The organism is Frankia sp. AgB1.9, assembly GCF_016786355.1.
Lineage (GTDB): Bacteria > Actinomycetota > Actinomycetes > Frankiales > Frankiaceae > Pseudofrankia.
In genome coordinates this window covers 67402-81844 of sequence record NZ_JADWYX010000024.1, presented here as the reverse complement: position 1 = coordinate 81844, position 14443 = coordinate 67402, and the positions used below count along the sequence as shown (strand labels likewise).

Sequence of the window (14443 nt, the reverse complement as noted above, 5' to 3'; positions counted from 1 at the left end):
CGGTCAGGCCGCTGCGCTGGGCCGACTCAGCGCGACCGCGCGGCGGACGAAACGGGCGAAGTCGACCGGGTTCTCGCGGTGCGCCATGTGGGTGGCACCGGGCAGCTCGAACCGCTCGGCGTCCATGAGCCGCGCGAAGGCGCGCACCCCGGGTTCGAAGATGGGGAAGGGCGCGTCGCCGTAGCCGACGATGCACCGGGCCTTCAGCCGGGCCAGGTCGTAGGGCGCGGTGAACATCTCCGTCGCCTCCGCGACGAACAGCAGACGCTCGCGGTTCTGCCGCGGCGTGCCCGGTGGCTTCTCCCGCAGCCGCGCGACCGCGTTGCTGATGAGCTGCCGGTGGTCCGCCGGCCACCAGGGCTCCCACTGCAGCGCCGTCTCCCAGAGGCCGACGGAGGCGATGAGGTCGGGCCGCCGGATGGCCGCGGCGACGGCGACGTGGCCGCCCCAGCTGTGCCCGACGACCGTGACGGGCCGCTCCCCGATCAGCGCGAGCAGGTCGTCGGTGTGCCCGTCGACGCCGGCGGGGACGCCGTCCCAGGCCGGGTCGTCACCCCAGCCACGGCGGTCGTAGGACAGCACCTCCAGGTCGCCCAGGAGCGCGGTGACGCGCTCGAAGCTCGATCCCTGGTCGCGGGCACCGTGCACGAGGACCACGAGCGGTGGCCGCTCGCCGCCGGCTGGACCGCCCTCGGGCGCGGTGGGCCCGGCCGCGTCGAGGACACCGTCCACGCCGGAACCGTTTGCTTCGGGGACGCCGGTGCCGGTGATGAGCAGCTCCTCGCGGACGCGGGTACCGCTGACCGTCAGCGTTGCTCCGATTCTGGCTGGAACGGCCACCCACACGCGACCCGCTGGGAGCCTGACCGCCCCGGCGGCGGTGGGCGTCGGCGCCGTCAGGCCGCGGCGGTGGTCAGCTCGACGGGCAGCGAGCGCGGGCCCCGGTGGATGATGCTTGGCTGGTAGGCCAGCGGCCCGTCGGTGACCAGCCGCAGGCCCGGGGCCCGCCGCACCAGGGTCCCGATCGCGGTCGACGCCTCCAGCCGGGCCAGCGGTGCCCCGAGGCAGTAGTGCGCCCCGAGACTGAAGCCGAGGTGGCGGGGCGAGCGGCCTGGTTCGGCGTAGCGGGTGAGGTCGAGCCGGTCGGGCTCGGTGAAGACCGCGCCGTCCCGGCCGGCCGAGGCCATCAGCACGATGACGCCGTCACCCCGGCGGAAACCACGGCCGCCGACCGTCGTGTCGGTCAGGGCGACCCGCATCGTGAACTGGGTCGGGGTGTCGTAGCGCAGGATCTCCTCGACGGCCGGGCCGGTGAGCTCCGGCCGGCGGCGCAGCAGCTCCAGCTGGTCGGGGTGGGCCAGCAGCGCCCGGACGCCGTTGCCGACCAGGTTGATGCTCGTCTCCATCCCGGCGATGAGCAGCAGCACGCAGATACCGATGACCTCGGGCGCGCTGAGCGCGTCCCCGGCCTCCTCGACGGCGATGAGCCGGCTCAGCAGGTCATCCCGCGGCTCGGCGCGGCGGCGCCGGACGAGGTCCGCCAGGTACCCCACGACGCCCGCGCCGGCCTCGTCGCGCCCGGCGATCTCCTCGGCGGACAGCAGCGGCTCAGGGTCGGTGCCACGGGCGATCGCCAGCTCCCAGGCGCGCAGCAGGTCCGAGTCCCGCGCCGGCACGCCGAGCAGCCGTTGGCCCACCATCGCCAGGGCGAGCGGCGCGGACAGATCCCGGACGACGTCGAGCCCACCGGCCTGGACGGCCCGGTCGACCAGGCTGTCCACCAGGTCCGTGATCATGGGAGTGAGGTCGGCGACCATCCGGGCGCTGAACGCCTTGTTGACCAGCGCGCGCAGCCGCCGGTGGTCCGGCGGGTCCATCCGGATGAACGAGCCCGGCAGGCTCGTCTCCTGGTCCCAGAACGGGCTGAGCCGATCGGCGTTCCCGTGCCCCCACGCCGGGCTCTGCAGCACGGCGGCACAGTCGGCGTACCGGGACAGCAGCGTGACCTCGGTGTCCCCGAGCCGGACGGCGGCCAGGCCGGGGGTGTCCCGCAGCCGGCCGTAGCCCGGGTACGGGTCGAGGCGATGAGCGCTGTCGAACAGGTCGAGCGCGTCGGGCACGACGTTCCCGAGCTGGCCAGAGGTCATGAGGTCCGCTTCCTTCGTGCCGCCGGTCCGGACGGCGATCTCATTTTCCGGCGCCGCGAAAGTTCGCGCTGCACCAATGTGCGATGGATCGATAAGACTCTGGCCATGGACCCGGCCTAAGACGGTCGATAGCGTGTCGGCCTGCTGGTCGAGCCGGCGGCGGGAATCCCATCGGATCGAGCGTTTCGGCGTGACGTCACGCGAACGCCAGGGAAACATTTCCTGGCCAGACAGCGACCACGTAGGACCGAGGGGTGGACATGGAACGCCTGGTAGCGTCGCCAATCTTCATCTTTTCGCCGCCCCGGTCCGGATCGACACTCCTGCGGACCGTTCTCGACAGCCATTCGGAGATTCACGCTCCGCATGAGCTGCATCTTTCACTCCTGGCGGTGCAGACCAGGGAATGGAGCGCGGGCCGCCACGCCGAGCGCTACGCCGAGATCGCGATCGACGCGCTCGGCCTCACCCTGCGCGACCTGGAGCACCTTCTCTGGGACCGGCTCCTGCATCGCCAGCTGGTGCGCAGCGGCAAACGCCTGATCGTGAACAAGACGACGAACGAGGTGCTGACGTGGCGCCGGGTCGCCGAATGCTGGCCGGGCGCCCGCTACATCTACCTGGTCCGGCATCCGGCCAGCATCGCGGCGTCGCTGGCCCGGGCCTGGGAAGGGCGGGTCGACATGGATCCGGTGGGCAGGACCGCCGGGTTCGTGCGGTCGATGAACGAGGCCCGCGCAGAGCTTCCCGGCCTGACCGTCCGCTATGAGGAGCTCACCACGAACCCGGCGGACGTCGCGCGGCGCCTGTGCGCCTTCCTGGACGTGCCGTGGGAACCGACGATGACGGAGTACGGCCGGTTCGGCCACGGCCCCTTCACCCGCGGAATCGGCGACTGGAGTGACAACATCCGGTCCGGTCGGATCCAGCCGCACCGCCCGCTGCCAGGCATCGACGAGGTGCCGGAAGACCTGCGAGAACCGGCGCGGTCCTGGCACTACCCGATCGAGGCGCCCCGGCCCACGGCAGCCACCTCGGGACCGGCTCCCCGCTGATCCGCTCCCCGCGACCCGCCCGCTGCCCCGCTACCCGCGACCCGCTGGCCCGCGCCCCGTCGCCTTGATCGCTGTTTTCGCCCTCGGGTGGCTACGAAACAGGCCCGGTTACGACCATCCGAGGGCCGAAACGGCAATCATGGAGACACCGGAACCGCGGTGCGGATCTCGTGCCGCACTGCTTCAGAAGCGCCACCTCGTCGCGCCGCCGGGGTCGACGGTGGCCAGGGCCGTCGCGGCGCGGGCCGTCAGGCGGTACACGTGCCAGGGCGGCGGTCCGGCCGAGGGCGCGCTGAACTCGGCGGTGAGCGCGAGGCCGGTGTCGTCGACCCGAGCCGGCCAGCCCTGGGAGGCCCAGAGCGCCGCGAGCTCCGCGACCGTGGCCGGATCGGTGACCAGGTCCGCGGTGCCCTCGATGGTCAGGTCGAACTCGTGGGTCGCGACGCTGAGCGTGCAGCGCGGGTCACGGGCGAGGTTGCGTCCCTTGCGGGTGCCCCGCCCGGTCTCGAACCAGAAGCTGCCGTCGGTCCACAGCGCGCCGATGCCGGTGACGTGCGGGCCGCCGTCCGGGTTGATCGTGGCCAGCCAGCAGGTATGACGGTCCGGTCCGCCGGCGTGAGGTGCCTGGGGCAGGCCCCGCCCGAGCCGGGCCTCGATCCCGGACCAGTCGAGCAGCGGCGAGTCGTACAGCGTGGCGAGATTGGTGGTTTCCATGACTGCTACGACCGGGCCGGACGTCAGGACTCATCGGAGAACGGCGCGCAAGTCCGGACCGGTGGGCCGCTGGCTGGTTCGGCCGGATTCGGAATCGTGTCGGAGGCCTTCCGTAAGCTCGGGGCCGAGAGTCCTGGGGAGGCCCCGCGCGGCTGCGCTGGTCTGGGCTCCGGTCCGCCCTTGGGGGTGTCGATGCTGGTCGTGCACGCGGTCTGCACGGCCGCCGGTGGGGTCCGGCTGTGGGCCGAGGACACACGGCGCCGGGATGAGGCACTCCCGGGAGGCGGCGCTCGACATCCCTTCGCGGCCACGGGCTTGGACCTGGCGCCCCTCGTCACCAAACAGCCCGCCGAGGCTGGCGGTGCCACCAGGCCCGCCGTTGACAACCCGGCCAGGCAGTGCGCGGTCGTGCTGCCGACCACGGCCACGGGACCAGTCGCGTCGCCGGAGCTGACGGCCGCCCTGGCCGAAGCCGGGCCGGCGTCGGATGGTCCGACGGCGGCGGGGAACAGCCCGGTGCTGCGGCGCTGGCTGGTCGACACGGTCCGGCCACGTGTCCCGGTCACGTTCGGCTACGGCGAACCGCCTGGTCAACCGCCCGGCGAGGCGTTTCGGCTTGGCGCGTCCGCGCTGTTCCTGCTGGCCCTCGACAGGTTCGCGGCGGATCTGGTCGACCGGGGCCGCGTCCTGCCCGCTGTCGGAGGCGACGGCGCCGGGGCGGTGGCGCGGTGGCTGCCTGTCCGCACCGGGCCGGACGCCGACCGGTTCGACGAGCTGGGTGCCGCGATGCCACCGGCGTTCCGGGCCGCCGTCGACGGGGACACGCCCGGGACGAGCCCGGCCGACGCGCTGAGCGCGGCACTCGACGACCTCGTGGACGCCCACGCCCGTGACCGGCTCCAACGGGCCAGCCGCACGCCGAAGGCCCAGGACCCGAAAACAAGCGACCCGAAATCGAGCGACCCGAAGACGGGCGACCTGAGGGCGAGCAACCCGAAGGCCGGGGACTTGGCGGCCCCCGCCTCGAAGACCGCGGCCCCGAAGGCCCGGAGACCGCGGCGGTCAGGACTGGCGGGAGCGACGGCCGACTGGCTGCGTGCCCTCGACGGCGATCCGCGGCTCACCGGCGCCGACGCCCCGGTCCGCGAGCTGGCCGCCAAGGTCGGCGCGTGGCGGGCGGGCGGTGGGCGGTCCTGGCCGACGCGGGTGTGCTTCCGGCTGGGGGAACCGGGCGCGCTGTCGCGGACGTCGCCCGGTGACGTCGACGCCTGGCGGGTCGACTTCCTGCTTCAGGCGGTCGCGGACGCCGGCGTCCAGGTACTGGCAGGCGAGGTCTGGACCCGCCGCCCCGCCGGGCCGACGAGCTGGACCACCGACGCCCAGGAGTCGCTGCTCGCCGGGCTGGGGCGAGCCGTCGCCGTGTGGCCGGGGCTGGGCCGGGCGCTGCGCGAGGCCAGGCCGACCGGACTGGACCTCGACCTCGACCAGGCCCAGGAGTTCCTGCGCCTCACCGGAGCGCTGGAGCAGGAGGGCTTCGGGGTGCTCGTGCCGTCGTGGTGGACGCGCCCGGCCCGCTCCGCGTCGCGGCTCACCGTGCGCGCGGTGCATCCGGTGGCGCCGGTCCTGCGGGATGTCACGACGGACCTCGACCGGATCGTGGACTTCCGCTGGGCCGTCAGCCTGGGCGACGTCGAGCTCACCGACGTCGAGCTCGACGCCCTCGCGGCGGCCAAGACGGAGCTGGTCAGGCTCAGGGGCCGCTGGACCCGGGTGAGCCCGCGCGAGCTGGCCGGCCTCGACCTGGCCCGGCAGTCCGCCGGCGGCCAGCTGACCGTCCGCGACGTCCTTGCCCACACGGGCCTCCAGCCTGGCCACGAGCAGGATTCCGGCGACGACGTCGAGGTCGTAGCCGACGGCTGGCTGGGCGCCCTGCTCGCGGGAGCCGTCGGCGAGCCGGGCCCAGACCGCGCCGGGTTGACGGCCGTAGAGCCGCCCGCCGGGCTGGGTGTGCGGCTGCGGCCCTACCAGGAACACGGCCTGGCCTGGCTCGCCCTGCTCGACCGGCTCGGCGTCGGCGCGGTCCTCGCCGACGACATGGGCCTGGGCAAGACCATCCAGGTCCTGGCGCTGGAGCTGCTCGCCCGGTCGGGCGCCCGGCGGGAGCCCACCCTCGTCGTCTGCCCGACCTCGGTGCTCGGCAACTGGCGGCGCGAGGCCGAGCAGGTCGCGCCCGGCCTCACCGTCCACATCCATCACGCGAGCGGCGACGGCAGGCCGCTGGCGGAGGCCGCCGGCCGCCATGACCTCGTCCTCACGACCTACACACAGCTCGCCCGCGACGTCGAGGAGTTCCGCCAGGTCGGCTGGGACCGGCTCGTCCTCGACGAGGCACAGCAGATCAAGAACGCCGCGACCGCGCAGGCCAGGGCCGTCCGCCGGCTCACCGCGCGCCACCGGGTCGCGCTGACCGGCACCCCGGTCGAGAACCGGCTCGGCGACCTCTGGTCGATCATGCGGGCGGTCAATCCGGGCCTGCTCGGCTCGGCCAGCTCGTTCCACGCCCGCTACGCGGTGCCGATCGAGCGGTACGGCGACCCCGACGCGACGGCCCGGCTGCGCCGCCGGATCCGCCCGGTCGTGCTGCGCCGGGTCAAGACCGATCCGGCCGTGCTGCGGGACCTGCCGGCGAAGGTGGAGCTGCGCCAGCTGTGCACGCTGACGGCCGAGCAGGCGGCGCTCTACCGGGCCGTCGTCGACGACATGATGGAACGGCTGCGGGACGCCTCCTCCCCGGTCCGGCGCAACGGCGTGGTGCTCGCGGCGATGACGCGGCTCAAGCAGGTCTGCAACCACCCGGCGCACCTGCTCGGGGACGGCTCGGCGCTGGCCGGGCGCTCCGGCAAGCTCGCCCGGCTGGAGGAGCTGCTCACGCAGGTCGTCGCCGGCGGCGAGCGGGCGCTCTGCTTCACCCAGTTCGCCCGGTTCGGCGCCATGCTCGCGCCCTACCTGTCCACCCGGCTCGGGGTGGAGGTGTCGTTCCTGCACGGCGGCCTGCGCGCGGCCGAGCGTGACGCGCTCATCGAACGGTTCCAGACCGGGACCGGTCCTGGGGTGTTCCTGCTGTCGCTCAAGGCCGGCGGCACCGGCGTCAACCTGACCGCGGCGAACCACGTCGTGCACATCGACCGCTGGTGGAATCCCGCGGTCGAGGCGCAGGCCACCGACCGCGCGCACCGGATCGGGCAGCGCCGGGACGTGTGGGTGCGGACCCTGCTGTGCATGGGCACGCTGGAAGAAAGGATCGACCGGATCCTGGTGGACAAGGCGGCGCTGGCCCGGACCGTCGTCGGTGGCGGGGAGAGCTGGCTCGCGGCGCTGGACACCGACGAGCTGCGCGACCTCGTCGCGCTCGCCCCCGAGGCAGTCGATGGCTGACCAGGCCTGGTGGTCGTCCCGGTTCCTCGCGCTGATCGAGGGCATGAGCCCGCCCGAGCCGCTGCGCGCCGGCCGCGCCCTGGCCCGCACCGAGGCGGTGCTCAGCGTGCGGCGGTCCGGCAACCTCGTCGTCGCGATGGTCCGCGACCAGAACGAGGACCTGCACAAGACCCGGCTCGCCGTCCGGACGTTCGGGGACACGGACTGGGGGCGGATCGAGCGGGCGCTCGCGTCGCAGGCCCGGTACGCCGCCGCGCTGCTGGCCGGCTCGATGCCCGCCGACGTCGAGGACGCCTTCGCGGTACTCGGGCTCTCGCTGCTGCCGACCCGGGCCGACGACCTGGCGATGGACTGCACCTGCGCCGACTGGCAGCGGCCGTGCGCGCACCTCGTGGCGGCCTGCCACCGGCTCGGCGAGTCGATCGACCTCGACGCGTTCGCGCTGCTGGCGCTGCGCGGCCGCGAGCGCGACGCGGTCCTCGCCGGCCTGCGGCGCCTGCGGCCGGCCTCGGCGTCCCGGCCGGGCGGCGGCACCCAGGCCTGGCCCGGGGGATGGCCGCCGGGAGCGCCCGGCCAGCCAGGAGACGGGACGACAGGCGAGACAGCGGTCCCGCTGCCCAGCTCCCCGACGGCGTTCTGGTCCGCGCCGGCCCCGGCCGGCGGCTCGGGCGTCCGGTCCGGTGATCACGCGCCGGCCCGCCCCGACATCCTGCTGGACCTGTGCGGTCCGCTGGTGGTGGAGCCGCTCGGTGACCTGCGGGAGGAGCTGCGCCCCGCCTACCAGGTCTTCGCGGCCCGCCGGGCGAGCGCGCCCCGTGCTGACGGTCCCGTCGAGGGATGAGTCTGACGCGCTGACGCGGGGGTCTCGCCAGGCTTGGTGTATACCGGGTATGATACCGAGTATTCTCCGAGAGGACGGGCGCCCGTGAGCGTGCGACATGCCCTGCTGGCCCTGCTGAGCGAGGGCCCGAAGTACGGCCTGCAACTGCGCCAGGAGTTCGAGGCGCGGACCGGCGAGGTCTGGCCGCTCAACGTCGGGCAGGTCTACACGACCGTGGCCAGGCTCGAACGGGACGGGCTGGTCGCCTCGGACGACGGCGACGAGCCGGGCCCGCAGAAGACGTTCCGGATCACGCCGGAGGGCGGCGCCGAGCTGGCCCGCTGGCTCACGACGCCGCCCGGCGCCGACGCGCCGCCCCGCGACGAGCTGGTCATCAAGGTGCTGGTGGCCGCGCGGCTGCCGGAGGCCGACGTCGCCGGAATCCTCCAGAGCCACCGGCGGCACCTGATCGAGACGATGAGCCGCTACACCCGGCTGAAGCAGGACGCCGCCGAGGGCGACCTCGGGCTGCTGCTGGTCGCGGACGCCGAGATCTTCCGGCTGGAGGCGGTCGTCCGGTGGCTGGACGCGGCGGAAGGCCGACTGCGGCACCGCCCACCCGTGGCGTCCCCCGCGGCGCCGGTCCCCGCCCCGGCTCGGCGCACCGCGAGGGCGGCCCGGTGACCACGACCTCGATGGATGCCGTCCCGGCGGACGCCCTCCCGACCGCCCCCGTCCTGGAGCTGCGCGCCGTGACCAAGGTGTACGGCTCGGGGCCGACCGAGGTCCACGCGCTGGCGGGCGTCGACCTGTCGGTCCGGGCCGGCGAGATGGTCGCGATCATGGGCCCGAGCGGCTCGGGCAAGTCCACCCTGCTGACCATCGCGGGCAGTCTGGAACAGCCGACCAGCGGCGACGTCCTGGTCGAGGGCACCTCGCTGGCGGGCCTGTCGGCGGCCGACCGCGCACGGATGCGACGACGCCACATCGGCTACGTCTTCCAGGACTTCAACCTGCTGCCCGGGCTCACTGCCGCCGAGAACATCTCGCTGCCGCTGGAGCTCGACGGCCTGAAGGCCAGGAAGGCCGCCGAGTCGGCGCGCCGGGCCCTCGACGGGCTCGGTCTGGCGGACCGGGCGGACAGCTTCCCCGACGAGCTGTCCGGTGGGCAGCGCCAGCGGGTCGCCATCGCCCGTGCCCTGGTCGGCCAGCGCCGGCTGCTGCTGGCCGACGAGCCGAGCGGCTCGCTGGACTCCCAGGCCGGCGAGAACGTCATGCGGCTGCTGCGCAACGCCTGCAAGGAAGGGGCCGCCGCCGTGCTGGCGACCCACGACGCCCAGCTCGCCGCCTGGGCCGACCGGGTCGTGTTCGTCCGGGACGGCGTGGCCGTGGACCAGGCCGGCCCGGCCGCCGGCCCCGAGTCGCTGCTCACGGCGGACGTGCCGCGGTGACCGTCGAGACTCCGCCCCGGCCGCGGACCCGGCCGTCGGGCGCCCCCGCGGACGGCGGCCTCGCCGCCCGGCGGGCGATGACGCGGTGGGCCTGGCGGATGCTGCGCCGCGAGTGGCGCTCCCAGGTCCTGGTGACCCTCCTGCTGTTGCTGACGGTGGCCGTGGCGGTCTGTGGCGGGACCACGCTGTACAACGTGCCGCCGCAGGCCGATCCCAAGCTCGGTACGGCCGGGGCCGTGTACGTGCTCAACGGGCAGAACGGCCACGCGGCGGACCTGGCGGCCGACGTCGCCACCCTGCGCCACGCGTTCGGAACGGTCGATGTGATCGGCCACTCCGGCTACAGCGTCGCGGGCCTGGCCAAGGCGGTCGACTACCGCGAACAGACGCCGCACGGCACCTTTACCGGACAGCTGCTCGCCATGCACCGCGGCCGTTACCCGTCCGGACTGAACGAGGCGGCCGTCACCACCGGGGTGGCGAAGCTGCTCGGGCTGCGGCTCGGCGGGACCGTCTCGCTCGACGGCCACCGGCGGGTGATCGTCGGCATCGCCGAGGACCCGAGCGACCTGGCGGACGACTTCGTCCTGGTCGCGCCCTCGGCCGCCGCCCCGCCGCAGACCGTGTCGGTGTTCGCCAGGAACAACGGACCTGGCCTCGAGGCCCTCCACCTGACGACGGTGGGCCAGGTGATGGGGCAGGGGCCGAACACGGACCACCTGGTGATCACGACCCTCGTCCTCGGCGGCGCGACGGTCCTGCTCCTGCTCGTCGCGTTCGTGGCGGCCGCGGGGTTCGCCGTCCTCGCCCACCGCAGGCTGCGCCAGCTCGGGATGCTCGCGGCGATCGGCGCCACCGAGCGCCACGTCCGGCTGATGATGGCCGTCACCGGCCTGCTGGTCGGCGGCCTCGCCGCCGGGGCCGGAGCCGCCCTCGGGCTGGCGCTGTGGCCGGCGGTGGCCGCCTGGCTGGAGCCGGCGGTCGGGCACCGGATCGACCGGCTCGACATCCCCTGGCCGCTGGTCGCCGGCGTCGGGTTGCTCGCCGTGCTGATGGCGACGGCCGCGGCCTGGTGGCCGGCCCGCGCGGTGTCGCGCCTGCCGGTCACGCTCGCCCTGTCCGGCCGTCCGCCCGCGCCCAGGCCGTCGCACCGCCCGGCGCTCGTCAGCGTGTTCTTCCTCGCCGTCGGGCTGGGACTGCTGGCGGCCGGTGAGAAGAAGAGCCCGGCCCTGATCGTCGCCGGCACGGTGGCGATGGCGCTCGCGATGCTGTTCGCGGGACCGCCGGCGATCAGGCTGCTCGCCGCGGCGGGTGGACGGGCTCCGGTCGCCGTCCGGCTGGCGCTGCGCGACCTGGGCCGCCACCAGGCCCGCTCCGGGGCGGCCCTCGCCGCGATCAGCCTTGCGCTGGGCATCGCCGCCGCCATCGTCGTGGTGACGACGGGCATCCAGGGCAGCCCGACGGGCGGGAACCTGGGCGATCACCAGCTGCTCGTCGGGATCGCGCGGCCCGGCGACCCGCCCGACCTCGTCCCCATCCGCACCGACGCCCAGCTACAGGGCCTGGCCGCGCAGGTCGAGCAGCTCGCGGCGGTGTTCCCACATCCGGCCGTGATCCCGCTGGACCTGGCCTACGATCCGGCGGCCCGCCCGGAGCTGGGCCTGCAGGGCAACGAATCCGTCCGGCGCGCCGTGGAGCTCGACCGGCCGCGCGGCGGCGGCGAGTACGAAGGGATCCCGGCGTACGTCGCCACGCCCGACCTGCTGCGGCTCGTGGGCGCCGACGGGGTGCAGATCCCACCGGCCACGGACGTGGTCACGGCCAGGGCCGGGCCGCTGGTCATCTTCGACGACGGGCGTGAGGCCCGGCAGCCGTCCAGCACGCACGTCAGCGGCCCCCGCTTCACGTCGCTGCCCGACACGCTGCTGACCGCCGGCGCACTCACCCGCCGCCATCTCGCCCCCGTCCGGGCCGGCTGGCTGCTGGAGTCCGCGCAGCCGCTGACCGACGCGCAGCGGGCCGACGCCCGGCGGATCGCCGCCGCGGCCGGGCTGACCGTCGAGTTCCGCGACGGTCATTCGGGCGTGCGGACGGTCCGGGCCGGCGCCACGGCCGGCGGGCTGCTGCTCGCGCTCGCGGTCCTGGCCATGACCGTCGGCCTGATCCGCGGCGAGGCCGCCGCCGACCTGCGCACGCTGACGGCGACCGGGGCCACGGCCGGCATCAGGCGCACGCTCACCGCGGCCACGGCGGGCGGGCTCGCGCTGCTCGGCGGGATACTCGGCACGGCGGGCGCCGGGCTCGGCCTGGTCGCGGTGTACCGGCACGATCTCGCGGTCTTCGGGCGGATACCGCCGGTGTACCCGCTGGTCCTGCTCGTGGGGGTACCGCTGGTCGCCGCGGTGGCGGGATGGTTGCTGGCCGGGAAGGAGCCACCGGCGCTCGGGCGCAGGCTCGCGGACTGACCCCGTCCGGACGGTGGCGGCGAAATCTAAGACCGCCTCCGGCAAAGTTCGCCCTCGGCTTCCCCAAGATCGCTGTTTTGGCCCTCCGGTGGTCGTTACCGGGTCCGTTTCGTAGCCATCGGAGGGCCAAGACAGCGATCAGGAAGACGGGCAGACGTCGGCGGTCGCGGAGCTAGTGGCGACCCAGGGCTGCCACCGTGTCATCCGCGTGAGTCGTCTTCGGTCGTCAGCTGGTGTCGGCGATATCCGGTTGCCGAGCCGGATCCGGAGTGCGAGTGTTATGGCTCGCGGCGACACCGCCGAACCGCAGGTCAGCTGCGTCTCCGGCAGGCCCACCGAACGCCGTGCCGGATGAGGACTGCCTGTGGACGGACACGCCGCGGGCGAATCCGAGAGCTTCTCCGGCCTGCCGCGCACCGCGCGAGGAATACGTGAAAGGTCGTCGTCGTGACAGTGCGCTGTGCGCGGGTAGACGGTGCCGCCGCGGGGCGGCTGATGCCGATCCTGCGCGACGCCGAAGAGGACGACGAGCTTGTCAGGGCGGCGCTGCGCGACCCGGCCTGCGCCACCTACGCTGCGACCCTCGACGCAGCGGACGTGGGCGCCGCGGTCGTGCGCTGGGGAGAACCGGACGCCGAGGCCGAGCTTCTCTACCTCGCGGTCTCCGCCGACGAGCGCGGGAAGGGTTACGGCCGGCAGATCGTCGCCGCGATACAGGCCGAGCTGCCCGCTCACGGGAGGTCGCTCCTCGTCGGTACGGCGAACTCCGCGCTCGACAACATCGCCTTCTACCAGAAATGCGGGTTCCGCATGCGCGCGGTGAAGCCCGACTACTTCGCCTATGTGCGACCCCCGATTCGTGACCACGGGATCGTCATGCGAGACATGATCGTCTTTAGATACGACCTGGACGCCCGATGACCGTTCACCCCTCGCTGTTCTGTGACGTCGCCCTGGCCGAGCGGATCGAACGGGTCGAGGCGCAGCTCATCGCCCGCGGCAGCGAAGCCGCTGGGCTCCGCCAGACGGGCACGCCGGGCTTCGTCAGGCCCGTTGCCGGCGGCGTGGCGAGCTTCGCCGAGGAGGGCTCGCCGATGAACAAGATCGTCGGGCTGGGCTTCGCCGGCGTACCCGACGTGGCCGACCTTGAGCAGGTGGAGAAGGCGTTCGCCGCCTGTGGCGCGCCGGTCCAGGTGGAGCTCTCCCAGCTGGCCGACCCGGCGGTGGGCGAACTCCTGACCGGTCGTGGGTACCGGCTGGTCTCGTTCGAGAACGTCCTCGGCCGGTCCCTGGACGGCAGCCCGCGGCGCGTGAGCCCGCCGGGCGTCGAGGTCCGGCCGAGCGGGGACGACGAGTTCGAGCCGTGGCTCGACGTCGTCGTCGACGGTTTCGCCCACCCTGACACCCAGGGGGTCCCGACCCACGAGGAGTTCCCCCGCGAGATCCTGCGGCGCGCCGTGCTCGACATGGCGGCGGCCGGCGTTCACCGCTACCTCGCGCGGTGTGACGGTGTGATTGCCGGCGGCGCGAGCATGCGCACGGCCGAGGGCGTCGCGCAGCTCACCGGCGCGGCGACCGCCCCCGCGCACCGCCGCCGCGGTGTCCAGTCGGCGCTTCTGGCCGCGCGGCTTGCCGACGCCGCGGGCTGCGACATCGCGGTCGTCACGACCCAGCCGGGCTCCAGATCCCAGCAGAACGTGCAGCGACTGGGCTTCGACCTGCTCTACACCCGGGCCGTGCTGGTCAAGGACCTCTGAACCGGGCGCCTTACCTGCCCGGCCGGCGCGTACGTCCGGTCAGATCAGGGCGCGCAGCGCGGCCGCCGCGTCCGCGACGCAGCCGGCGAAGCTTGGCGGGTCGGTGGCCGAGACCCAGCGGGCGAAGGCCACGTGGAAGACGGTCACCGCGCTGTGGGCGGCCAGGCTGGCGGTCGGTTCGCCGATCGCCCGGGCCCGCAGCGCCTCGGCGATCGTCTCGGTCATCGCCGCGAGCTTGAGCAGCTCGCGTTCCTGCAGGCTCGGGTTGGCCGCGATGATCTGGGAGCGGCGCACCGAGTGATCGCGGATCTCGCCCAGCAGGCTGCCGCCCGCCACGATCCCGGCCAGGGCCGCGTCGAGCGGTGAGAGCTCGGCCGGCGCGGCCAGGATCGCCTCGTACGCGGTCTGCACCATCGTCTTCGAACCGTCGAAGAGGACCTCGCGCTTGTCGGCGAAGTGCCGGAAGAAGGTGCGCTCGGTGACGCCGGCGCGCTCGGCGATGTCGCCGGCGGTGGTCTGCTCGAAGCCGCGCTCGGCGAACAGCTCGACGGCGGCGCGGATCATCCGCCCGCGCGCGCCCGGTTCCCAACGACCCACAT

Annotated in this window: 12 protein-coding genes; 8 read left to right on the top strand and 4 right to left on the bottom strand. The window is 74.2% G+C overall.

From position 1 onward, the window contains the following. Positions 1-3: 3 nt before the first annotated feature. The gene (locus I6A60_RS11820; RefSeq protein ID WP_307873643.1) at positions 4-840 is read right to left on the bottom strand and encodes an alpha/beta hydrolase; all 837 of its coding nucleotides are present in this window, start codon (positions 838-840) and stop codon (positions 4-6) included. A 56-nt stretch (positions 841-896) separates the two neighbouring features. Next, positions 897-2147 (bottom strand): cytochrome P450, encoded by a 1251-nt coding sequence (locus tag I6A60_RS11815; protein ID WP_203015497.1) that lies wholly within the window; start codon positions 2145-2147, stop codon positions 897-899. 260 nt (positions 2148-2407) lie between these two features. Here I6A60_RS11815 and I6A60_RS11810 point away from each other — a divergent pair, with 260 nt between their 5' ends. Then, positions 2408-3202 (top strand): sulfotransferase, encoded by a 795-nt coding sequence (locus I6A60_RS11810; RefSeq protein ID WP_203015499.1) that lies wholly within the window; start codon positions 2408-2410, stop codon positions 3200-3202. 183 nt (positions 3203-3385) lie between these two features. Here I6A60_RS11810 and I6A60_RS11805 read toward each other — a convergent pair whose 3' ends face one another. Next, the gene (locus I6A60_RS11805; RefSeq protein WP_203015500.1) at positions 3386-3916 is read right to left on the bottom strand and encodes a pyridoxamine 5'-phosphate oxidase family protein; all 531 of its coding nucleotides are present in this window, start codon (positions 3914-3916) and stop codon (positions 3386-3388) included. A gap of 192 nt (positions 3917-4108) precedes the next feature. Between I6A60_RS11805 and I6A60_RS11800 the strand changes: the two genes are divergently transcribed. The 7 genes from I6A60_RS11800 to I6A60_RS11770 all read left to right on the top strand — a co-directional run bounded on the left by I6A60_RS11800 (position 4109) and on the right by I6A60_RS11770 (position 13844). Beyond that, the gene (locus I6A60_RS11800; protein WP_203015580.1) at positions 4109-7351 is read left to right on the top strand and encodes a DEAD/DEAH box helicase; all 3243 of its coding nucleotides are present in this window, start codon (positions 4109-4111) and stop codon (positions 7349-7351) included. Beyond that, the gene (locus tag I6A60_RS11795; RefSeq protein ID WP_203015501.1) at positions 7344-8192 is read left to right on the top strand and encodes a hypothetical protein; all 849 of its coding nucleotides are present in this window, start codon (positions 7344-7346) and stop codon (positions 8190-8192) included. Before I6A60_RS11800 ends, I6A60_RS11795 begins: the two co-directional genes overlap by 8 nt. Before the next feature lie 84 nt (positions 8193-8276). Then, positions 8277-8855 carry a PadR family transcriptional regulator gene (locus I6A60_RS11790; RefSeq protein WP_203015502.1) on the top strand — a complete coding sequence of 193 codons (579 nt, stop codon included), beginning with the start codon at positions 8277-8279 and terminating at the stop codon, positions 8853-8855. A gap of 11 nt (positions 8856-8866) precedes the next feature. Further along, positions 8867-9622, top strand: coding sequence for an ABC transporter ATP-binding protein (locus I6A60_RS11785; protein WP_238435272.1), 756 nt, complete (start codon positions 8867-8869; stop codon positions 9620-9622). Next, on the top strand, positions 9619-12087 hold the full coding sequence (locus I6A60_RS41520) for an FtsX-like permease family protein (protein ID WP_203015504.1): 2469 nt from the start codon (positions 9619-9621) through the stop codon (positions 12085-12087). Before I6A60_RS11785 ends, I6A60_RS41520 begins: the two co-directional genes overlap by 4 nt. A 447-nt stretch (positions 12088-12534) precedes the next feature. After that, entirely contained in the window at positions 12535-13008 is a 474-nt protein-coding gene (locus I6A60_RS11775; RefSeq protein ID WP_203015505.1) for an N-acetyltransferase, read from the top strand. Continuing rightward, the gene (locus I6A60_RS11770; RefSeq protein ID WP_203015506.1) at positions 13005-13844 is read left to right on the top strand and encodes a GNAT family N-acetyltransferase; all 840 of its coding nucleotides are present in this window, start codon (positions 13005-13007) and stop codon (positions 13842-13844) included. Before I6A60_RS11775 ends, I6A60_RS11770 begins: the two co-directional genes overlap by 4 nt. A gap of 39 nt (positions 13845-13883) precedes the next feature. On the opposite strand, the gene I6A60_RS11765 is transcribed toward I6A60_RS11770, so the two are convergent. Beyond that, entirely contained in the window at positions 13884-14441 is a 558-nt protein-coding gene (locus tag I6A60_RS11765; RefSeq protein WP_203015508.1) for a TetR family transcriptional regulator, read from the bottom strand. Positions 14442-14443 lie beyond the last annotated feature (2 nt).

Bases quoted from the DNA above. Each gene is read 5' to 3' on its own strand.
- I6A60_RS11815 (WP_203015497.1), bottom strand. From the start codon at position 2,147: ATGACCTCTGGCCAGCTCGGGAACGTCGTGCCCGACGCGCTCGACCTG.
- I6A60_RS11810 (WP_203015499.1), top strand. From the start codon at position 2,408: ATGGAACGCCTGGTAGCGTCGCCAATCTTCATCTTTTCGCCGCCCCGG.
- I6A60_RS11805 (WP_203015500.1), bottom strand. From the start codon at position 3,916: ATGGAAACCACCAATCTCGCCACGCTGTACGACTCGCCGCTGCTCGAC.
- I6A60_RS11800 (WP_203015580.1), top strand. From the start codon at position 4,109: ATGCTGGTCGTGCACGCGGTCTGCACGGCCGCCGGTGGGGTCCGGCTG.
- I6A60_RS11795 (WP_203015501.1), top strand. From the start codon at position 7,344: ATGGCTGACCAGGCCTGGTGGTCGTCCCGGTTCCTCGCGCTGATCGAG.
- I6A60_RS11785 (WP_238435272.1), top strand. From the start codon at position 8,867: ATGGATGCCGTCCCGGCGGACGCCCTCCCGACCGCCCCCGTCCTGGAG.
- I6A60_RS11770 (WP_203015506.1), top strand. From the start codon at position 13,005: ATGACCGTTCACCCCTCGCTGTTCTGTGACGTCGCCCTGGCCGAGCGG.